The organism is Pseudomonas sp. GW821-FHT04D07, assembly GCF_059420225.1.
Map to the genome: position 1 here is coordinate 1 of NZ_JBWKTH010000037.1, position 20,769 is coordinate 20,769.

General features: G+C 59.0%; 15 protein-coding genes and 1 pseudogene. 14 read left to right on the top strand and 2 right to left on the bottom strand.

What is annotated here, in order from left to right; translation table 11 throughout:
• Positions 1–256: 256 nt before the first annotated feature.
• From AC07T0_RS28435 to AC07T0_RS28445, 3 genes are all read left to right on the top strand, one after another.
• On the top strand, positions 257–2,176 hold the full coding sequence (locus AC07T0_RS28435) for an ATP-dependent nuclease (protein WP_495004302.1): 1,920 nt from the start codon (positions 257–259) through the stop codon (positions 2,174–2,176).
• Entirely contained in the window at positions 2,173–3,855 is a 1,683-nt protein-coding gene (locus AC07T0_RS28440) for a UvrD-helicase domain-containing protein (protein WP_495004303.1), read from the top strand. The genes AC07T0_RS28435 and AC07T0_RS28440 overlap by 4 nt, the downstream gene beginning before the upstream one ends.
• A gap of 567 nt (positions 3,856–4,422) precedes the next feature.
• Positions 4,423–4,977, top strand: a complete 555-nt coding sequence (locus AC07T0_RS28445; protein WP_495004304.1) for a hypothetical protein — start codon at positions 4,423–4,425, stop codon at positions 4,975–4,977.
• A gap of 632 nt (positions 4,978–5,609) precedes the next feature.
• On the opposite strand, the gene AC07T0_RS28450 is transcribed toward AC07T0_RS28445, so the two are convergent.
• Positions 5,610–6,896, bottom strand: coding sequence for a DUF1173 family protein (locus AC07T0_RS28450; RefSeq protein ID WP_495004305.1), 1,287 nt, complete (start codon positions 6,894–6,896; stop codon positions 5,610–5,612).
• A 573-nt stretch (positions 6,897–7,469) separates the two neighbouring features.
• On the opposite strand from AC07T0_RS28450, the gene AC07T0_RS28455 reads away from it, so the two are divergent.
• The 10 genes and pseudogenes from AC07T0_RS28455 (at position 7,470) to AC07T0_RS28500 (ending at position 18,233) form a co-directional block, all read left to right on the top strand.
• A complete protein-coding gene (locus AC07T0_RS28455) occupies positions 7,470–7,823 on the top strand; it encodes a DUF1640 domain-containing protein (RefSeq protein ID WP_495004306.1) in 354 nt (117 codons plus the stop codon).
• 189 nt (positions 7,824–8,012) lie between these two features.
• A complete protein-coding gene (locus tag AC07T0_RS28460; RefSeq protein ID WP_495004307.1) occupies positions 8,013–8,651 on the top strand; it encodes a hypothetical protein in 639 nt (212 codons plus the stop codon).
• A 224-nt stretch (positions 8,652–8,875) separates the two neighbouring features.
• Entirely contained in the window at positions 8,876–9,232 is a 357-nt protein-coding gene (locus tag AC07T0_RS28465; protein ID WP_495004308.1) for an HNH endonuclease, read from the top strand.
• A gap of 486 nt (positions 9,233–9,718) precedes the next feature.
• Complete coding sequence (locus AC07T0_RS28470) at positions 9,719–11,602, top strand: 3-dehydroquinate synthase (RefSeq protein ID WP_495004309.1); 1,884 nt, start codon at positions 9,719–9,721, stop codon at positions 11,600–11,602.
• Complete coding sequence (locus AC07T0_RS28475; protein WP_495004310.1) at positions 11,599–12,483, top strand: UbiA family prenyltransferase; 885 nt, start codon at positions 11,599–11,601, stop codon at positions 12,481–12,483. The genes AC07T0_RS28470 and AC07T0_RS28475 overlap by 4 nt, the downstream gene beginning before the upstream one ends.
• 298 nt (positions 12,484–12,781) lie before the next feature.
• Positions 12,782–13,027, top strand: a pseudogene (locus AC07T0_RS28480) (hypothetical protein); the annotation flags it as partial.
• A gap of 67 nt (positions 13,028–13,094) precedes the next feature.
• On the top strand, positions 13,095–14,036 hold the full coding sequence (locus AC07T0_RS28485) for a hypothetical protein (RefSeq protein ID WP_495004311.1): 942 nt from the start codon (positions 13,095–13,097) through the stop codon (positions 14,034–14,036).
• Positions 14,037–14,049: 13 nt separating this feature from the next.
• Positions 14,050–15,336 (top strand): hypothetical protein, encoded by a 1,287-nt coding sequence (locus tag AC07T0_RS28490; protein WP_495004312.1) that lies wholly within the window; start codon positions 14,050–14,052, stop codon positions 15,334–15,336.
• A gap of 3 nt (positions 15,337–15,339) precedes the next feature.
• The gene (locus tag AC07T0_RS28495; protein ID WP_495004313.1) at positions 15,340–17,166 is read left to right on the top strand and encodes a hypothetical protein; all 1,827 of its coding nucleotides are present in this window, start codon (positions 15,340–15,342) and stop codon (positions 17,164–17,166) included.
• A 14-nt stretch (positions 17,167–17,180) separates the two neighbouring features.
• Positions 17,181–18,233: a hypothetical protein gene (locus tag AC07T0_RS28500; protein WP_495004314.1), complete on the top strand. Its 1,053-nt coding sequence runs from the start codon at positions 17,181–17,183 to the stop codon at positions 18,231–18,233.
• 475 nt (positions 18,234–18,708) lie between these two features.
• Here the strand turns inward: AC07T0_RS28500 and AC07T0_RS28505 are convergent, their stop codons facing one another.
• Positions 18,709–19,914, bottom strand: a complete 1,206-nt coding sequence (locus AC07T0_RS28505) for a hypothetical protein (RefSeq protein WP_495004315.1) — start codon at positions 19,912–19,914, stop codon at positions 18,709–18,711.
• A gap of 208 nt (positions 19,915–20,122) precedes the next feature.
• On the opposite strand from AC07T0_RS28505, the gene AC07T0_RS28510 reads away from it, so the two are divergent.
• Positions 20,123–20,740 (top strand): recombinase family protein, encoded by a 618-nt coding sequence (locus tag AC07T0_RS28510; RefSeq protein WP_495004316.1) that lies wholly within the window; start codon positions 20,123–20,125, stop codon positions 20,738–20,740.
• Positions 20,741–20,769 lie beyond the last annotated feature (29 nt).

The following is a 20,769-nucleotide window of genomic DNA, read 5'->3' on the forward strand; positions in this document are numbered from 1 at the left end:
CTGCCACCGACCGTTTACGAGCGGGCGATGGTGTCAAAATTACCTATCGAGGTGTCCGGAATTAGTTGACCACTACAATAGATGGAGAAGCTCACAACACCGTTGAAAATTTTTCCAGCGGGCCTTTCTGCCACCTGAGCAGGCACAGTATTCTTCACTCCAGCGCGCTGCACACGGACAGGGATAGCTAGAGCCGTCAGCCAGTAATTTCTGCGTGCCTTCGAAAAGACAGCTTAATCAGATAAGGAAGCTAGCAATGAAGCTGTGCAGTCTGCGGATATCCAATTTCCAGTCGTTTGGCCCTCAACCTACTCCGATCACATTCGAAGACATAACCTACCTCTTGGGCCCGAATGGCGCGGGCAAAACCGCTGTCCTCCAAGCGCTGTGCAGGCTATTTGCATTCGAGCCAGGATTGCGTCGCGTCCGGCCTTCTGACTTTCACGTTCCGGTTGGCCTCAGCAATGCTGAGGGTGGTACCACGTTATGGCTGGAGGCCGAATTCTCCTTCCCAGAGACAGAAGACGACGAGGAAAACGACACGGTTGCCCCGCACTTCGACCACATGCGCCTCCAAGCTGCGGGCGATGTGCCGCGAGTACGTTATCGCCTAACAGCCACTGTTGATGACGAAGGTGACGTTGAAGAGGCGCTTGTTTACGTCACGCAGGCAGATGCCGATGGAAACCCAACAGTTAGCTCCATCGTCCCCAAGCATCAGCGCAACCAGATCCACCTTCACTACATCCCGGCCCGACGTGACCCATCCGACCACATCGCCTACGGCGCAACCGCATTGCTCGGGCGATTGCTTCGCGCAACACAGTGGGGTGGCGACCGAAATACGGTCAAGGATCTAACCGACCAGATCACAAGCTGCCTGGCCGGCAATGCTTCGGTCACAGCGCTCGGACAAAGCCTGAACGCCTCATGGAAAGGACTTCATAAGGGAGCCTTCTTCGCTGAGCCGAAGCTCACTTTCGTCAATTCCGACATCGAGATGCTGTTGCGGCACATGTCGGTGTCATTCACGCCGGGCCATGGTGAGAATGAAGTCGATTTTTCACGACTGAGTGATGGGCAGAAATCAATGCTCTATCTCTCGCTTGTGTTGGCGGCTCACTCGATTAACCGTGACGTGAGATCGGGTAAAAACACGGCCATTGATCCAGCGAAGCTGAAACCACCCGCCTTCACCATACTGGCCATGGAGGAGCCCGAGAATAGCTTGTCGCCTCACTACCTCGGCCGGATCGTGAACGCCCTGAAAGGATCAATCGGTGTGGATGCGCAGGCGCTGATCGCGACACACGCGCCTTCGATGTTGCGCCGGGTTGATCCTGAGAACATCCGCTACCTACGGCTCGGCTCGAACCGGTGCTCTCTCGTCAGCGGCATCGCGCTGCCAGCTAAGGAAGATGTGGCCCATAAATTCGTTCGAGAAGCCGTCCAGGCCTTTCCTGAGATCTATTTCTCGCGCCTGGTCGTGCTGGGCGAAGGTGACAGCGAAGAGATTGTCCTTCCGAGGATTCTACAAGCCAAAGGAGCGCCGGTTGACGAATCGGCGGTGACCATCGCGCCGCTAGGTGGCCGTCACGTGAATCACTTCTGGCGGTTGCTTTCCCAGCTCGGCACGCCGTACATCACCCTGCTTGACCTAGATCTCGCACGGTACCAAGGAGGCTGGGGACGGCTGAAATACGTCAATGACCAGCTGGCGCTTTTCGAGCCCTCCAAGGTTTTGCCCTATACGATCCCGGCATGGGACAGCCATGAGCTTAAAGTCAGAATCCACAACTGCGTCTCGTCTACATCATCAGAGACCCTCTTCGACCTCCTTGAGCAGCGAGGCGTGTTCTTCTCGGCACCACTGGATCTGGACTTCGCCATGCTGACCGCCTTCCCTCTAGCATTCAACGCGCTGCCTGCCGTGTCCACGCCAGAAAGCCAGAAGGCGGTTCTCGGAAAGAGCCATCAAGGCGCCGATCAATACACCCCTCAAGAGCAAGCTTGGTTCGATTCCTACCACCATCTCTTCAAGCTCGGCAGCAAACCCGCGGCCCATCTCACCGCGCTGTCGAGCCTCTCTGACGCAGAACTGCTCGCAGGCCTGCCACCCGCACTGGATCGACTAGCCAATGCAGTCATAGCAGCGTTAGAGGAGTCACCCGAGTGATTCACCCTGACCGTTGGATGCACTCACCTAGGCTCACTCTGGAAGCGAATGCGTGGCACGCCATTAAGGACACCGAGCACTCGCTCGTCCTTCTGGCGGGGCCTGGCGCTGGCAAAACTGAAATATTGGCTCAGCGGGCAGACTTTCTCCTGAGCACAGGCAGTTGCCGGTATCCCAAGCGAATCCTGGCGATTTCCTTCAAATCCGACGCGAGCCGAAATCTCAAAGACCGTGTAAGCCTGCGATGTGGGTGGGAACAGGCCACGCGATTCGACAGCTTTACGTTCCACTCTTTCGCCAATCGAATCGTCAGTCGCTTCCGAGTCTTATTGACCGGCCCCGACGCCCTCAAACCCGACTACTCAATCGGCAAAGAGGCTATCCCAGGCGAGCAGATCACCTTCATGCAACTGCTTCCCATGGCGCTCAAAATTCTGCGTATGAGCAAGATCGCCCGAAACACTATCCGTCAGACCTATGCTCACGTATTTCTCGACGAATTCCAGGACTGCACCTCTGACCAGTACCAACTGATCAAGCTTCTGTTTGAAGGAACACCGGCTCTTCTGACTGCCGTCGGTGACACCAAGCAGACCATCATGGGGTGGGCGGGCGCACTGGATGGCATATTCAAGCTTTACGCCGATGACTTCGCCGCCCGGCCACTACGGCTGTACCGAAATTTCCGATCCAAGCCGCGCCTGCTCCGTATGCAGAACAGCGTTATCCGGGACATCGACCCTTTAGCCATCATGCCTGACGAAATGATCGTGGGAGACGATGGCGTGATCCGCGCAGGGAATTTCTCCTCGAGCGCCGCTGAAGCCGTTTCCCTGGCGAACCTTATCCAGAAATGGATCGAGGTCGAAGATTTGCGACCAGCCGATATCGCCGTTCTTTTCCGCGGCGAGATCGATTTGTATGGCGAAGAACTGATGGAGCAGCTGACGCTTCGGAACATACCCTTTCGCAATGAGAACAGCCTTCAGGACTTGCTCAAGGAGCCTGCAGCCAGGCTAATGATCGACTACTTGACCTGCCTCTATACGCGAGGCTCCAACAAAGCCTGGTCACGGCTGATGGATCTTTTCGCGCCGTTTGATGACGAGGGTAACAGCGACCGGACTCACAAATCGTTCGAGCTTTGTTACAAACAGCATCAGAAGCAGGTGAAGGCAGCAGCGAAGACAACGACCCCCTACGCCGATTGGTGGGAGCTCGCGAGGGCGTTCTTCGACATCTTGGGGCATGCCGTCATGACAACCCTATCTTCAGACTACGAAACTAAGCGACGTCTGAAGGAGATCATTCGCGATACCCGTGACCACATCACCACCCTACTGCTGACAGAACCCGACCTGCCAAGGGCACTTGCCCGGTTCTCGGACGACAACGCTGTCCGCTTCCTATCCATGCACAAAAGCAAAGGGCTGGAGTTTCATTCGGTGATCATCTCCGGGGTTGAGCAGCAAACGTTTCGCGGCAAAATTGGGGATGAGCGACAGGTATTCTTCGTCGCAGTGTCTCGAGCGAAAGATCGTCTGATCATTACCACTGCGAATCAGAGGCAACGCCCTGCGGGAATATCGGCGAGCAAAAGATGGGATGTCGCGAGACAGCCGCATGTAGCCTTTGTCACGTATGTCACTGAGCATTTGTCGCCCAAACAGCCGCAGTGATGTACAGCCGGTGTGAACGTGGAAGGCCTCCACGGCCTGGATTAATCATCCAAACGCGCCTATGCCGGCGGGTCGGCTCAGTGAATTCTCTTGAATGCGCAACGACTGTGAATGCAATTCGAAAGCATTCCATGCAAATCACTCCGTATCCCGATAGCTCGGGAGTAACAAAATTGTGCTATCCATAACCGTCCGTCCCCCCCTAGCGCGCCGCCTCCGATCTCTACTCGGCAAGGCGGATCAACCAGTGAATAGGAAGCGATCGGAGAGAACGGAGGAACGCTTTATTCCCCCACTGATGGCAATCCAGCCACACCTCGAAAACGTCGCTGCAACAAGCCACGGGAGCAGTATTCACCGATGACCCCTCAACCTCAAGCTAGCGTATGTGATAAGAAAAAATGCAATTGGGCGTTTCTCGTCAAAGGGCCAAGCTCGTCCTTGGAATGCCTCCCATCGGTCAGTCCCTGGTGGTCGATAGAGTTTGCGGCCGACCACTCTGAATGGGAGGCATTCATACCCGACCACCAACATGAGGCTGATTCAAACCGGCAGTTCGACCTAGCCATGCAATCCATAACCCGAATGAATGGCATCGCAGTGAGCTCAGGCCAACCTGGCTTGATCGAAATGACGCACCATGTCGAATACGACCATGAAAATAATAGGGATGTAGCTATCCCACTGAGATTGGTGTTTAAAGTCACGGTTCTTGGAGGCTTGCGCCCGACCGAGCCAGCAGCGGCAGATTTCTCCAGGATTCTTCCTGAGAGCCTTCCGAGACTGGCTACCCTCCTTGATTACTGGGGACAACCCAATGCCGAGTCGTACGAGGGTTTGTACAAAATCGTGGAGTTTATCCAGTCTGTGGACGCGAAAATCCTCAAAAGCGTTTCAGGCAACGCCCTCAAACTACTGAAACAAACCTGCAACAATTTCTACACTGGCCTATCGGCGCGCCACTCAGATGTGAGGGAGCCGCCTGTGCTCAAGCCCATGCCACTGAGCGAAATCCGGAGGATTGTTCGAGGCTTCACCGAGCTTTACATCAGGTCGATTACCCTGCCAAGACATCCATCCAACGAACCCGCTCCACAGCAATCTGACGCGCCAGCGGAGTGAACCCACCACAGTTTTTTGCTTCAGCGCTCTCCCCGGCCAACCTCTCAGGCTCTAGTCACTTGCCTTTGACGGTTGGCCGGGAAAAGACCTTCGTCCCCCCCCCCCCGCCAGAGAGTCGACCAGGAACTCAAGCATCTGGCGCCCTTGTACCAGTGAATCGGACTGCTGATCGACACCTACAAGATCAAACGCTTCGACAAATGCTGAAGACGGTAAATACGCGTCTACCAGCCTCAGCTGGTTGATTCCCACCATACCTTGGTCAGCGCCCTTGCTTCCTATAATGTCGCTTCCTGCGTCATCAGACCGGCTTCCACATGTTTCACAGACCCCGATTTCACTTTTCCAGGCTGCGCCCCCAACGCAGTCAACGCAGCTCCATCAAGAGACTCAACCGTCAGCCTCGCTAGATCCTTAGCAAGCTCAATGGGCCTTCCTTAGCGATTGGCTTCTGACGTAATGGGTTTGCCGCGAAGTATTCAGGCAAGTCTCGACCGAAGGGTTTGCTTGCATTTGCCTGCATACTCAACCCTGGGGAACTCGTCTGCCTCATGGATCGAGCTTTGCCCCGGGGACGCGCAGATCGAAGCAAACAGCGAGTACCTCGTGGGTGCCATTCACTACACCGTGCGCTATCGGAATCCATTCGAGTCGTCAGCTTTGCCTCCTGGCAGACAAGGCAATTCAAGCATCCGCGGCCCATCCAGATCCTCTGCAGCGTTCCAGCTCCACCAGCCGTCCGTTCCGTAGACGCGGTCGTACCACTGGGTTTTCCGGGCCTTCTGCGCCAGGTATTCGGGCGTGCTCATCCCGAAGACTTCCAAGGGAAAATCCTGCTTCAAGTCCAGGAGCCAGAAATCCGGGAAAAACTCGCACTCATCGGCGTCATAGCGAAGCGGTTTTTCAAATCGGCGGCCGGCGGCGAACAGCTTGGTCTCCAGGGTGGATTCGTAATCCGAATCCAGTGGTATCCAGCGTTCACTCACGTGCATCAGGGCTAGGTCCAGCACCTGGGCGCGAGCACCAGGGCTGCCCGTTTCAACATTGAGCTGAGCGATTACGATGACCCGCGCACCGCGTTTCCAGGCCGCGAGTTCCTGCTTGAATCGCTTCTCGGCGTCTTCCCAGACTTCGGTAGGCATGCTCAGGTACGGCATGCCAAAAGGGCCCGCCATAGGCAGCTTGAGGATCGCCCCGTCGTGCTTGCTCTTGTCATAGCGCGCCAAGGGCGATACCGCAATCGCTCGACGGTTACGCTGAATCGCATCCAGCACCACACCCTCGTTGGAGACTTCAGCTTTGGAGCGAGGGGTGGCGCTGACCAGTAACACGTCACTCAGCGTCATGCGCCCGACCTTGATCCGGCCCGCTGTTTGACGCAGAGCGCTGTGGACCACCCCACTGGTGCGTTTACCCTCCATCGCCGGGTACCAGACGTTCAGCCGTGCCTCTTGCCACAGCAGGTGGAGCAACCCCAGCAGGGTCATCGCCGGTTTGCGGATGCTCGCCGCGGGTTTGTGAATGCCCATGCCCTTATCGGCACGCTCACCCTTCGCCGCCTGCTCAAGCAGCCCACGCGCCAGACGCACACGCAAGGTGCCGTCATCGCCCTCCTCGACCACGCCCTGTTCATAGCCCTGCATGCCTGAGCGCTCAGGTGCTGGTGCGTAAAAACGGCATTCGTTGGCATGCTCAGAACCTGTGCCGGCGAACCTGGCCAGGTGGAAGTCGTCGGTCGTTTCCCGACGCTTGATCGCCAGCTTGCGCTCTCCCTTACCTGGGCAGCGGCACGTGGCGTGAGTGCGACCGTAGGCCTTCTCCAGCACGGACTTCCAGCCCTTGGCGAACTGATCCTCCGTTTGAAAGGGCTTCGAGAACGGTTGGCCGTCGATCACGACCGTGAAGCGCTCATTGAGCATGGAAACACTCTCCTTGTGCAGGCCCTTCGCGTTGGACCTTTGTCCTACCGACTAGCGTTTTCGAGCCGGGGCTTGGGCACATCCGTGAAGGTCGTCTCACCCGGTCTGCCCTCTACCCTGCATCGACATCACCCAGACGCGCTGGGCCCTTCATCATGTTCGAGTGCACATGGGTGTCAAAGGCCAAAGTTGTCACTGAATGAAAGGGACTAACCGGATACCTCTCGGCCCGCCGCTAACGTCGGAAGCCACGCCTCCCGGCGCCCAGGATCACTGCCCCTCAAAACACTAGGCATAGACCCACGCAACGCAAGGAAACGTCTGACTATCTCATCCAGTGGGTTTGGATCGACTATCTGGGCTGGTTCGCTGTCGTTGGCAGCACCTTCCCCGGTAGCCAGGACCTTCAAGGCTACGATGGGTTTTCAAGCCCATGGGTCATCTGTAGTTCGCTCAGCATTCGGAAGCGCGAACAATCGTCGAGTCTCTCGACGACCGAATGCCTCAACCCCACCGTGACGGAAATTCACCGTCAGGTGGGTCTCCTGATCGACTTTCCGTACAGGAGACAACATGACACTTGCGATAACGATCTACGACGCGTTGACGACCGCCAACGTTCCCCCTGACAAAGCCAAAGCGGTGGTACACGCTTGGGAGGCCGAAGTGGAAAACCTTGCATCCAAAGCTGACCTCAAGCAGGTCGAGACCCATTTGACACAGTCCATCACAGCGTTGGGTGTTGAGCTCCGCTCTTCGATCAGAGAGATGCAAGCCGCTCTGCGAGAACAGGGGGCGGAGCTTAGAGCCGAGCTCAAGGAACAGCGAGCCGACCACCGGTCATCCATTAGGATTCTGCAATGGGGTAACGGTGTGACGTTCCTCTGTGTGGCGACGCCCTTTATCCGAAGTATGGTCGGGGTGTAGGCCAAGCCCTCTGGGTTTGATTGAGCCACGGTACCAACCTTCAGCCACCTGGTCTTCACCGGTGGCCCATTCGTAACAAGGCGTCGGCATTCGCCGCGTCCTGATTCATCACCTATTCAGCCCATGCGGGGAACACTCCCCCGTACGGGTGCAGTGTCTCTCCGTGTTGGGCTTTTCTGGAGAGATCCCATGCAACTGAATGCCCTTACCCCGCTGCAACAGCAACTGATCAAACTGCCGATCGTGCTCAGTGCACGCACCTGGCTGGAAGCCGTTTACACCGAGCATCCCTTTGAGTGGATGGAGTTTGAACAACGTCTGACCGAAGTCATCAGGGCCAGCTATCGGGCCATTCTCCAGCGGCCCAAGGTAACGGTCCTGTGCAGGTATACCTACGACTTTGGCTTCTTTCGCTTACCACCTAAGCATCTGCAGGATGAGTATCACTGGTTGGACCTGCGCCTGATCGTCGAGCGAGATCATGACGTTCCAACATTGCTACGGATCATGCTCAGGAGCGAAAGCACTCAGCCGAGTCGGCCCACTCAAAGCATGCTCTTTGAGCCCGGCCAAATGGTGATGACTCGAGGTGTCAGTCAGCTCGAGCAACAAGGGCTGCTGGACGTACTCCCGTACCTGGACCGGCACCTCGCCGGTGACTGGGGCGAGCTGGACGAAGACGACAAACTGAGCAACGAACAGGCGTTGCACAACGGCACCCGGCTGTTCTCGGCCTACGACATTGACGCTGGAGACAACAGAAGGCTCTACATCATCACCGAGGCAGACAGGAGCGTCACCACCCTGCTGCTGCCCTATGAGTACTGACTCATTTCCCCTGCCCCAGCCTGACTGAGGCCCATCGGCCGTCTGCTCACCTTCCCGGGTGAGTAGACGGTTTTCCCTTGCTGCACGTTGTGAGTCCGAGGCGCTGGTTCAATGGCGATGCACTTCTCGCATCGGACACCATTTGCCCGTATGCCTTGATCCGTGAGGACGGCACAAGACCTCTGGCAGCACCGCGGACTTCCTCTGAATCCAGGAGGTCTTCAATGCCCAGTTCCGTAGCAAGATCACGCGCCAAAGCGTTCTACCGCCAGGAGGGTCGCTGCTATTACTGCGACTATCCCATGTATGTCACCTCGCCCCAGAAATACGCGCAGCTCTATGGTTGCTCGCACAGGCAGGCCCTGTACCTGCAATGCACCGCCGAGCACCTGGTGGCCAAGTGTGAGGGTGGCTCAAACCGCGCCTCAAACATCGCCGCAGCCTGCAAGCGGTGTAACGTACGTCGGCATCAGGGCGATGTCGCTCTGCCGCCGCAAGCCTATCGGGAGCTCGTCCAGAGCAAGGTGATGGAAGGCCGCTGGCACCCGTTTCGTCTGATGGGGTCAGTGGTTCAGCCGTAGGTAGGACACAGCAACCACCCATGGTCGTACTCACGACCATGGGGTGGGTCATTCAGTCCCCATGCGCTCGACACTCGTCGCTGAATTCGCAACAGCTTCATTTCCCAACCCAATAGCGAGCCGACTCAATGTTGGGGCGGCGCCAGAGAAAACTCAACGTCGTGTCCGGAGTGAGTGGATCACTACACATCAACCTGACCGGAGATGATGCCTGGCGGCAGAACCGCAAGCTGGAAGACGGGAAATTCAGGCCGCCACTACAGGTCGGGAAACCTTAGCGTGGGATTTCTCCGAATTCTGTAGGCGCCCCTTAACTTGCAAAACCCCCGGCTTTGACTAAGTTGATAGCTACTGGCCACTGAAGTGTTCTTCAGCTGCCAGAAGCCCAATAAAAATCGTCGAGGAATTCAATAACCAGACGCCCTCCCATCGTACCCAGCTGACACTGACACGGAATTTAGTCATATCAATCAAGAGGGATGCTTGATGAAGCGCAGCTTGTTGCCTGGTGCCTTTTCATTCAAGGGTGCGGCCGAAAACTACTGGCTCTCGTTAGTAGTGTTTTCGATCCTGGTTGTCGCCAGCTTTCTGTTGTTTGAACAGCAGATCCAACAGCTGCTGAATCACCTGAGCACCGTCCTCCCCACCGACTCGGTACAACGCCTAAGCCTGAGCCTGCTGCTGGTAACGCTGCTGGCCCTGGACGTGCTGCTGCCCGTGCCTTCCAGCCTGGTGGCCTTGCTGGCCGTGGCGGCTCTGGGCGCAATCGGCGGTTACCTGGTGATCTTCACCGGCCTGTGCCTGGGAGCCAGCCTCGGCTACTGGCTGGGGGCCGGCTACTTTCGCCTGCTGTCCAACTGGCTGGGACTCAGAAGATGGCAACCCGGGCAACTGGCCTATCGACTCAGCGCGCTATCGCTGGTGTGCCTGCGTGGCGTACCGGTGCTGGCGGAAACCTCGGTGCTGGCCGCCGGCATGCAACGCTATCCGCTGCGCCAGTTCCTCCTGGTCACCACCCTGGCTAACGCCGGCTTGGCCCTGGCCTACGCGGGCATCGGCAGCCTGCTAGTGGAACAGAACGCGCTGCTGGCGACCATTCTCGCCAGCATGGTGCTGCCTGGGCTGTTCCTGGGCGCCCGCAGCCTGTTCAAAGACCACCTGGCACAGCCGCGGCTCGACCAGACTCAGCCTCTGGAAGGCCGCTTCCAGGTGAGCTACCACTATCCGGTGCTGTTCACCGACCACATCTTCCAGGCGGACAACCCCTGCCTGCACCAGCAACTGACCCGGCAGAGCCCGGGCCCCACCACCGTGCTGGTGTTTGTCGATGAACAATTGCTGCTGTGCTCGCCTCAATTGCCACAGCAGATCAGCACCTACTTCAGCGCCCATGCCACCGACCTGCATCTGCAAGCCGCACCGATCTCGGTACCGGCCGGCGAGTTGAGCAAAACCCCGGATGTACTCCAGCAGCTGTATGCACACATGCTGGAACAGGGCCTGGATCGCCACTGCTATGTGCTGGCCCTGGGCGGCGGCGCGGTACTAGACGCAGTGGGCTACGCCTGCGCGACCTTCCACCGGGGCATGCGCCTGATCCGCATCCCATCCACCGTGCTGGCACAGAACGATGCCGGCATCGGGGTGAAGAACGGCATTAACGCCTTCGCCCAGAAGAACCTGCTGGGAGCCTTCTACCCCGCCACGGCGGTGATCAACGACTTCCAACTGCTTCTTAGTCTTTCCCACCGGGACCAGATCGCCGGCCTGGCCGAGGCGATAAAAGTCGCGGTGATCAAGGACGTGGCCTTCTTCCAGTGGATGGAGCAGCAGGCCGAGGCCCTGGCTGGTTTCGAGCACAGCGCCAGCCGCTATGCCATCCGCCGCTGCGCGGAACTGCACCTGGACCATATCACCGGAGCCGGCGACCCATTCGAGCGGGGCAATGGCCGTCCGCTGGACTACGGGCACTGGGCCGCGCACAAGCTGGAGAACCTCAGCCAGCACCGCTTGCGCCACGGTGAAGCGGTGGCCGTGGGCATGGCCCTGGATGCGCTGTATGCCAACGCCAGCGGCCTACTGTCCGATACCGACAGCCAACGCCTGCTGCAACTGCTGGACAAGCTCGGCTTCAACCTGTCCCCGCCGGAACTGAACCTCAGGGACGCCCAGGGACGCTCGCCGATCCTCCAGGGCCTGGAAGAGTTCCGCCAGCACCTGGGAGGCCAGTTGTCGATCCCAATGCTCAGCCGCCTGGGCCAGTCAGTGGATGTGCACCAGATCGACATGCCGTTGATGGAGCAGGCCCTATTGCGCCTGACGGGGTTCGGCGGGCCGGATTTCGCCTGGGGCCCGCGGTGCGCGCAATGACTCACTCCTCACTGACCACCTGGCTGACCCTGGGGCGGGTGTCCAACCTGCCCACCGTGTGGACCAACGCCCTGGCCGCCGCCCTACTGGCCAGCAGCACCACCACCCTGGCGCCGCCCTCGCCGCTGGTCTGGACCCTGTTGCTGGTGGCGCTCTCGGCGCTGTACCTGGCGGGCATGCTGCTCAACGACCTGCTGGATGCCGACTGGGACCAGCAGCATCACAACCCGCGGCCGATCGTCCTGGGACTGGTCAGCCGCACCCAGGTCAGCCTGGCCACCGCCGCCCTGTTGCTGCTGGCGGCACTGGCGATCCTCGGCCTGAGCCGGCTGATTGCCCAGCCCCACTGGCTGCTGGCCAGTGCCGGATTGCTGCTGCTGTTTATCCTTGGCTACAACCTTTTGCATAAGAAGTACCCCCACAGCGTCTGGCTGATGGGCGGCTGCCGCTCGGCCCTGTACCTGACCGCCGCCGCCAGCATGGCCATGCCCCCCCAGCCGTTGTGGCTGTGCGCTGCACTGCTGGGCACTTACATCGCCGGGTTGACCTACCTGGCCCGGCTGGAGCATCGCAACCAGTTACTCAGCCGCCTGCCGCTGCTGCTCATGCTCAGCCCCCTGCTCCTGGCCGCCTACGCCAACAACAGTGTGTTCTGGCTGGTCCTGCTGTTGTGGTTGGGTTGGCTGGGCTGGCATTACCAGCGCCATTTGGCCAACCCGCAACAACGGCAGATCCGTGCCTTTATCGGTGCCGGGCTGGCCGCCCTGCCGCTGTTCGATGCCCTGGTGCTGGCCGTGGCCAATCAGCCCCTTGGCAGCCTGCTGTGTGTGCTGGTGTTCTTTCTGCTTCCCCACCTTCAACGCTGGATCAAGCCAACATGAGCATGGACGCCCTCTCTTACGCGCAGCCTGCGCTCGCCATTCGTCATGCAGCCTTCGCCGAGCGCCAGCAACGGCTGGACCGGCAACTGGACGACGAAAGCCGCCGCTGGTGGCAAGAAGCCCGGAAGCAACGGGTCCGGCAGCCTTCGGCCTACACCCTGATGCTGCTCAGCAGCCGTGCCGGCGCCGCCTCGGGGATGCCCCTTTGGCCGCCAGCCCGGACGGAAACCGCACCCAGATGGCCCGGGCGCGGCTCCTGGCCCAGTTGCTGGAGCAGAAGGCCGACGCCGATCAACTCTATTACCTCTACCCGATCATGAACAAATACATGCGGCTCAACTCCCTGCAACGCATCGAGGGCGCGATCGACCAGTTCATCACCCTGATCAGCAAGGAGTATCAGGAGGCCAGCCCCCTTGCCATGCCCATCACCCGGGATTTGCCGCAAAGCCGTCGACAGGTGTTGGAGGTTTGGGCCAAGGACCTGATGAGCTTAGGTTACCCGCCGCGCCCGCTGAAACTCAGCAACTACCAACCAGGCTGAGACGCAACTGCCATGCAATGGAACCCCGGGCGCCCCGCGGCGCCTGGCTTTTGCAAAGGAGAGTCAGATGAACACCCGCTTCCTCAAACGCCTGCTGTTGGCGGCCCTGCTGTTGGGCGCGAGCCAGACACTGTGGGCCCAGGAATACCCCGACAACGTCTACTTCAACATGGGCGTGCACAACAACAAGGGCTGCGACGCCAAGACCAACAACTGCATCGCCAAGCGCAAGGTCGGGGAACCGAGCGATCCGTTCTTTCCTGCCACCTGGGTCAGCGACTGGACCATGTACCGGGTCACGAACAACTACCAGACGAACCCGCCGCCCTACAGCAGCCCGCCCAGCACCCTGAAACCTGCGGACTACAGCGTGTCCCAGGGCACCAGCTACTACGACACCGGTTATATCCCGGCCGACGGCGACGGTTTCGGCGCGATGATGGAGCACTACGAGAAGTACTGCCTGCCGATCTTCCCGATCAAGAACAACAACTACACCTGCTCGTTCGTGTCCCTGGGCAACAAGGCCTACTTCCTCACCTACCCCGAGGACCGGCCCAAGGACATGCCCGCCTGTTGCATGTTCTCGCCGATGAATCATCCACCGCGCCAGGACTTTATCCAGCACCTGCCTTACAGCGCCGTACGCAGTCAGAATCTGGACGGCCGCGTACAGGCCTACGCCCTGGAGATTCCGGTCAAGCCGAGCCCGATCCTGTTCGGTTACGCCTTCAACAAGCAGGCCACCAGCGACGGACCTGGGCAACCGAGTTATCGACACCCGCAGTCGTTCTATTTCTCCGGTGATACCAGCGTCGCCAACGCGCCCATCGTCAGCCAGAACTACCGCAACTGGCGTATCGAGAAACCGGACCCGGCGAAGACCTGGGACCAGGTGGCAAAAATGTGCCCGAGCAACCCGCCGCCCTGCCAACTGTTCAATCCGCCACCCTCGCTGAGCAACGGCAAGCGCGCTCAGTGGAACCAACTCATGCCCGCCGCACAGTGACAGGAGTCACCTCATGAACAACTGGACTCGTTTCACCGCCCTGATGTTGCTGGGGCTGGGCAGCCTACCGGCCAGCGCCCTGCAACCTGCCGCCACCGACGCACAGACCACCTGCCCACCCAGCGCCGTGGTGCCTGCGGCCGGGGCATCGCAGGCGGCCTTCGATCAATACAGCTGGCAGATGTTCATCAACCTGAACTGGCCGGCCAAGCCTGACCAGCGTGGAGTGGCTGACTGCAGCAAGCCCCTGGGCAGCGGCGGCAGTACGGTCTGGCAGACCTACAAGAGCGTCAACGAGACCTTTCTTCCCGGAGCCAAGGATCCCGGTCCATGGAACTCGAAACAGCAGCGCAAGAACCTCAATCTGATCAACATCGCCGCAATCAAGAACACCCAGGTGGTGCAGTCCGACAACCAGGCCGTGGGCGGCTGGCTGATCGATCAGCGCGGCAACCCAACCTACTATGACATCGCCGCCAACGAGGAGTCCTACAACTACATCGTCGCCAACAACTTCTATAACGCAGCAATCGTCGATGCAGCGAAGAACATCGACTTTCCCAAAAACGCCGGCGAGATCAAGGCCAGCTGGCGCATCCTCACCAGCGCCGACGACAGCCGCCGCTACCTGACGATGAAAGCCCTGGTCACCCGGTTCGACACCCAGGGGCGGCCCAACGGCACCCAAGAAGCCAACCTGGGGTTGGTAGGGCTGCACATCATCAGCAAGGTCGAGGGCTTCCCGCAGTGGATCTGGTCGACCTTCGAGCAGATCGACAACGTGCCACCCAAGGCCAATCTGGGGGGCAAGTGGGTGGATCAACCGGTCTCGGGGATTTTCTACTCCTACTTCAACGCCAAAGCGCCCGCCGAAAGCCTCAACCAATCCCCCTGCCAGTGGCAGCAGCAGGGTGCACAGATGGTCTGTACGCCCAAACCCGGCACCAGCTTCAGCACCCCGGACCCGCTGAACCGGGTCACCCCGATCACGGATGCCACCCAGCAGATCAATACTCAGTACCAGAGCAATCCGCAGGTACAGCAGAGCGTCTTCAAGTACTACCAACTGATCACTACCCAACGCCCACAGTCGCCGGACAACCCCGGTAACCCGCTAGGACAGCCAACGCCGTCGCTGTCGGCCAACGTCACCATGGAAAGCTATATCCAGCCCAGCAGCAGCTGCATGAACTGCCACTCCATGGCGACACCGCTCAACAGCCAATACAAGAGCGACTTCTCCTTCTTGTTCAGATTCGCCCACGCCCCGGTCAACAGCGCCACCAAGGATAAGGAATAGATCATGAGCATACTGAATGGACCCCGACTGAACTTCTGGGGTGGCATCTCCACCGACGTCAGCGTGTCGAACAACTCACCGACCTTGCCCGATGGCATCGCCACGTCCCTTGATCTGTTCGACCTGACCACCTCGACCGTATCGGAACCAGCCCGGTCCTATAGCGATGACCGTCTATATGAATTGATCAACGCCCCGGACCCCAGAATCGGCCCCAATAGCCGATACACAGCCGGCGGCTGGAACCACTACGGAGACCACGTGGTGACGATGCACAACGCGCTGATCAGCTCCCAAGGCACACCGGGCAACATCTCGCTGGAAGGGGACATGGTCGGCCAGCCGGTTTACCTGCTCGGCTCCGTTACCCCCAGCACCGGACAAGGCCCCTACTCCGGCCCGATGATGGTCGACCTGGACCCCACAGCGAGCACCACAACGCAGATCTTTGTCGGCGGCCTGCAGATCGGCAGCAGCACAGCGCCAGAGCTCTTGATTCGCTGGGATACCGTGTGCAGCAGTTTCGACCTAAACACCCGGGTGCTTGAGCCTGGAAGCATGGACTCGCCCGGTTCCTTCCATGCGAGCGGCACCTTTCAACTGACCTTTCCACTGACCAGCATCGTCAGCTACAACAAGGACAGTGCCGGGCTCAAGGCCCTGATCGAAGCGCCCAACGCCACCGGGATCGTGCTGCGTTTCGTGATGTTCGAAATGTGCCCCACCCTGACCACCGAGCAACTGAATGCGGACTACGCCGCCAACCAGTTCAACCCTAACCCGAGCATCGGCCGGGTCATTGGCACTCTGGCCACGGCGTATGCCGATGAGCCGCAGATCTGCCCGCCGGGCCGTCAACTCATCAATGCCGACAAGGACCTGAACATCAGCAGCGTTGCCTATGCCGAGGTCGCCAATGGGCAACTGAGCATCGATATGGTCAACCTGATCCCCAAGCAGACCTTCAGGGCCCTGCGCGACGACATCACCAGCCCCATTGGTCCCAACGCCGACTACGGGACCGTCACCATCGCGACCGCGACGGCGTTCCTGGCGAGCTTTGAACCCAGCGACCCGCTGCTGCAGGACTACTACCGGTACGGTGGCATCATCGACGTGCCGCTCAACACCACCCAGACCCAGCAGGTGCAGAGCACGCCCTTGTGCATCAGTGCCCCAGGGAACGCCCGCAACCCAGCACTATCAGCACCCGAATGCCCGTATCGAGTCTACAGCGATCAGCGCAACACCTACCTCGATCCGGACAGCACAGGCGTGCAGATCACCTTGCAAGTCCGTTACCTGGGAGCTGTGGTGCAAGAAGATACGCCAATCGACATCGCTGCCTCGGCGACCGCCGTCTATCAGGCCAACCGCTACTGGGACTTCCTGGAGTTGCCGAAGTCGCTAACGGTTCCGGCCGGTCAGCCCTCAGTGAGCTTCGATGTCGTCCCCGCCGCCGGCTCCAGAACCCAGGCCGGCTTCACCACACTGACCTACACCCTCGACAACAACACTCTGACCCAGAGCTTCAGCAACTTTCGCAAATACGCCTGGAGCGACTTCGGCATTCCCACCGGCAACATCGTGACCTGGGAACAGGCGTATCAGAACGTGCTGCGCTTTCATTACCTGGCCTTCCCCGCCATGTCGCGCTACATCCAGCTCAACCAGCCTGACGCGGTGATGGGCTACAAGCAGGCGATCCTGGCCCGGATCTCTCCCGAGTACCAGAACACCACCTTGTACATGTCGGTGGTGCGTTCGATGTCGCCGAGCCAAAGGTCCCTTCTGACGTCCTATCTCAACGGCACACCCTGGCAGCCTTGAACAAGGAGAAGACCATGCCCGTTGCTTTGCACATTCCCGCCCAGCCGGAACAGACGCTGCGCCCAAGCGACATCATCACCGAGGGCCTCTTCAACCCTCGCGGTGTCTGCGTGGAAGACGATGGCAGCCTGCTGCTGGTGGAAGCCGGCTCAGGCCTACCGGACCAGACGTTCAGTGGTCGTATCAGTCGCCTGCGACCAGACACACACGCACCGGGAGCCTACCTGCCGCCAGAGGTCCTGGCCCAGGGTTTTCGCTCGATGAACATGCAGGCGCGGATGCTGCGCGATGAAATCATGGGGCTATCGGACATCGCCTTCGGAGCCGGGCGCTACCTGGCCAGCCAGACCGACTACGTCGCCGGTTCGAAGCTTCTGGACCTGCAATACAGTCCGCCCGAACCGCTGTTCCACAGTCGCGGCAACCTCAACTCGCTGTGCTATCACCCTTCGCGCCAAAGTTGGCTCGCCGTCAAGCCCGATACCAACCAACTGGTGGAGTTCACCCCGGACGGCGAGCAGATCCTGGCCCTATTACCCGACCAGGATCAAGGCCAGGAAGCGGTCCCCGTGACCCTGGTGTTCGAGCCGCAAACCGATGCAGTGCTGATCAGCCTGTTCTCCGGGGAACTGCATCGCGACCCGGCACGCAAGGGCATCGACTTCGCCGACAAGGCCGGCCAGGTAATTCGTGTCTGGCCTGCCAGCGGCAGGATCGAGGTGTTGATTCGCGGGCTGCAGCTGCCCACCGGGCTGGCACTGGATCCGCAGGGACGGGTTCTGGTGCTGGAACTGTGCGACCGGCTGTTGCAACCCCTGCCGCCCGATTGGTCCGGCGAAGTCCTGCACGGCGGCTTCGCCCGTTTCAGTGGCCGCCTGCTGTGCTGCGACTTGCAGCAACGCAGTGTCCAGGTGCTCGCCACGGGCCTGGATACGCCGTCCAACCTGTGCTGCATCGAGGGCGCGGTACTGGTGAGTGAAGGCATGGGGCTGAGCGGACGGCCGATTCCCACTGCGGATCAGCAGGTGGTTGCGCTGAGCGGACGATTGCGGCGGGTCCAACTTTGAGCTGACTCCAACGTCAGGAGGGAGGTCGCGGTAGGGATGGCAGTTACCTGCCACCCCCCGCACAGATCCGTACGTGCGGAGCTACCGCATACGGCTCCTGCCTCGGGTGTGTGACGCGAAGCGATCCTCGGGATAAGGATGTGCATTTCTAGGTCTTGGTATGTAGAGGTCAGCAAGGCGTCCGTAGCGTGACCGTTGTTCACCTTCGGTACCACGCACTCGACACGATACCCTCCACAAGATATCGAATAGCGAGCCGACTCAACGGGGCGCTCGCGTTAGCTCAGACCGAGGAAAAACTTAACGTCGTGTCCGGGATTAGTTGACCACTACACCGTCCGAAGGGCGCTGGCCAGGTGGGAATTATGGATATGTGCCCTTTCCCGCCTCCCAAGCTCGCTCTGAACCTGCACCGTGTCGAAAACAACACAGTGTGTTGAAACCTACACACTGTGGCGTTTTTACCAGCCCCGATTCACTTAGACTTTACTGCCTTCAGCATCTCGACGAGATTCTTGAAATGTTCAGGGTCCAGAGGGCTGCTCACCGTATGAGCCTCAGTCACTTTACCGAAATAACTCGATGTGAGACCGGTGCGGATCGCGACCTTACTCTCTTCCGGTAGAAGCTCAATAAACGGCCCAATTGACGCCAGCTCAAGCTCAGTCTGCCTGGCCCGATCAGCGTTGGTACGATGCCGAGCAGATTCGCGGGCGGTGTAGATTGCTGGTGACGTTATGACCATTGCGTAGAACAACCGAATCAGCACCGAGACTGCAGTATCTTGCGAAAATGGCTCATGCCAGAACTTATAGAATGTGGCCATAGCGAGTGCTATGCCTGCTCCAAAAATGGTCACCGTGATCCATCGCCAGAAATTCGCACTTTGACCTTCACTGATCGCAATGCGCTGATAGTTACCGGTTACTCCGATATTGCCCACCACCTGAACTATCTGCGAAGCCTGTTCGCGCTTGTATTCCAGCTCAAGTATGAGGGCTTCAGATTGGTCATGGATGTTCCTCAGCCCCTCCTCAACAGCTAATTTATTGACTCGTTGTGCTTCATCGAAAGCTACCTGCCTAGCTCCCTCCGCGATAGTGAAAGCCTGGTCAAGCTTGGCTAAGGCTGTTGTAGCTTCGGCCCGCTCACGATTCGCGCTTTCTATAATCTCAGCGAGCTTAGCCTGTAAAACGACAACTTCTTCATCTAGCTCTACAAGATGCGCAGCTAAAGAATCGCTGGAATCTGCAATTTGGGCGACGCTGTCCATTGCAAATTTTTGCTGGGCTTGGAGAAGCCCCGGTAGTACATCAATGAGCGTCGCGTGCACATTCGGCGAGAACGCCCACATGCCTTGAAGAATAGTGTTCTCCATGATCGCCGCTGCATTTTCTAGCCGTGCGATATTCTCGTCGTTTGTAAAGACCGTCAGCTCGGCAAGCGGCTGTTGCAATGACTCATTAACTGAATACAGCCCCGGGAGACTGGTCAACTCTTCCGGGGTGGTCTTCAGCAAATGCTGTATTGCCTGGGCGATTGCGAAGATCTTATTGCGGGCGTAGGTATGCGCCTCACTGAATACGACCGCATTTGTCGAAAATGCTGGTGAATCTCGCAGCTCCAAAAACCGCCGTACGGTGGTATGTATTGGGTGCTCCCTGTAGCCAGAAAAGGACATTCATGCTCCTTGATAAAGATGAGCTTCGTGGGTGGCGCTTCCGGTGCGATGCAACGCTACTGTTTGGCCATCACTCTGTCTATCGAATCTATGGGTATGCCTATCCAGATACGGGCAGATTTTGCCTTTTTCAGCCTTTTCGCTTGATAAGTAACACCTAAAGTGAAACAGTATTAGGAGAACACCCTAACTGATACAGGCACCCATCATGTTCATCCGCGCATACCTCCGAGCATCAACCGAAGAGCAGGACGCCGGCCGCGCCCGCGAATCACTTGAGCAGTTCGCCGCCGATCACGACAAGACGATTGCCAGTGTGTACCTGGAGAATGCCAGCGGTGCGACCGCAGATAGGCCCGAGCTGCTGCGTCTGCTCAAGGATGCGCGCAAGGGTGACGTGCTGCTGGTGGAGTCGATAGATCGTCTCTCCCGCCTTCCTGTGGAAGACTGGCAGAAGCTCAAAGCAGCGATTGATTCTAAGGGGCTGCGCATCGTCGCGCTCGATCTGCCAACCAGTCACCAGGGAATGCGGGACACGAAGAACGATGAGTTCACCAGTCGGATGCTGAACGCGATCAACTCAATGCTGGTGGAAATGATGGCGGCCATAGCTCGCAAGGACTACGAGCAGCGCCGGGAGCGCCAGGCTCAGGGTATCGAGAAGGCCAAGGCCGAGGGCAAATATCAAGGGCGCCCGGTCGACGCCGACCTGCACAAGCGAGTGCGGGAGCTGCTGGCCGCGGGCCTGGGCATCCGTGCAACGGCCCGGCACGCCGACTGTTCCACCACCACTGTATTGCGGATTCGAGACACGTCGGCGGTATGAATGCCGCTACCACTTGATGCAAGGAGCCA

Bases quoted from the DNA above. Each gene is read 5' to 3' on its own strand.
- AC07T0_RS28435 (WP_495004302.1), top strand. From the start codon at position 257: ATGAAGCTGTGCAGTCTGCGGATATCCAATTTCCAGTCGTTTGGCCCT.
- AC07T0_RS28445 (WP_495004304.1), top strand. From the start codon at position 4,423: ATGCAATCCATAACCCGAATGAATGGCATCGCAGTGAGCTCAGGCCAA.
- AC07T0_RS28450 (WP_495004305.1), bottom strand. From the start codon at position 6,896: ATGCTCAATGAGCGCTTCACGGTCGTGATCGACGGCCAACCGTTCTCG.
- AC07T0_RS28455 (WP_495004306.1), top strand. From the start codon at position 7,470: ATGACACTTGCGATAACGATCTACGACGCGTTGACGACCGCCAACGTT.
- AC07T0_RS28460 (WP_495004307.1), top strand. From the start codon at position 8,013: ATGCAACTGAATGCCCTTACCCCGCTGCAACAGCAACTGATCAAACTG.
- AC07T0_RS28465 (WP_495004308.1), top strand. From the start codon at position 8,876: ATGCCCAGTTCCGTAGCAAGATCACGCGCCAAAGCGTTCTACCGCCAG.
- AC07T0_RS28470 (WP_495004309.1), top strand. From the start codon at position 9,719: ATGAAGCGCAGCTTGTTGCCTGGTGCCTTTTCATTCAAGGGTGCGGCC.
- AC07T0_RS28475 (WP_495004310.1), top strand. From the start codon at position 11,599: ATGACTCACTCCTCACTGACCACCTGGCTGACCCTGGGGCGGGTGTCC.
- AC07T0_RS28485 (WP_495004311.1), top strand. From the start codon at position 13,095: ATGAACACCCGCTTCCTCAAACGCCTGCTGTTGGCGGCCCTGCTGTTG.
- AC07T0_RS28490 (WP_495004312.1), top strand. From the start codon at position 14,050: ATGAACAACTGGACTCGTTTCACCGCCCTGATGTTGCTGGGGCTGGGC.
- AC07T0_RS28495 (WP_495004313.1), top strand. From the start codon at position 15,340: ATGAGCATACTGAATGGACCCCGACTGAACTTCTGGGGTGGCATCTCC.
- AC07T0_RS28500 (WP_495004314.1), top strand. From the start codon at position 17,181: ATGCCCGTTGCTTTGCACATTCCCGCCCAGCCGGAACAGACGCTGCGC.
- AC07T0_RS28505 (WP_495004315.1), bottom strand. From the start codon at position 19,914: ATGTCCTTTTCTGGCTACAGGGAGCACCCAATACATACCACCGTACGG.
- AC07T0_RS28510 (WP_495004316.1), top strand. From the start codon at position 20,123: ATGTTCATCCGCGCATACCTCCGAGCATCAACCGAAGAGCAGGACGCC.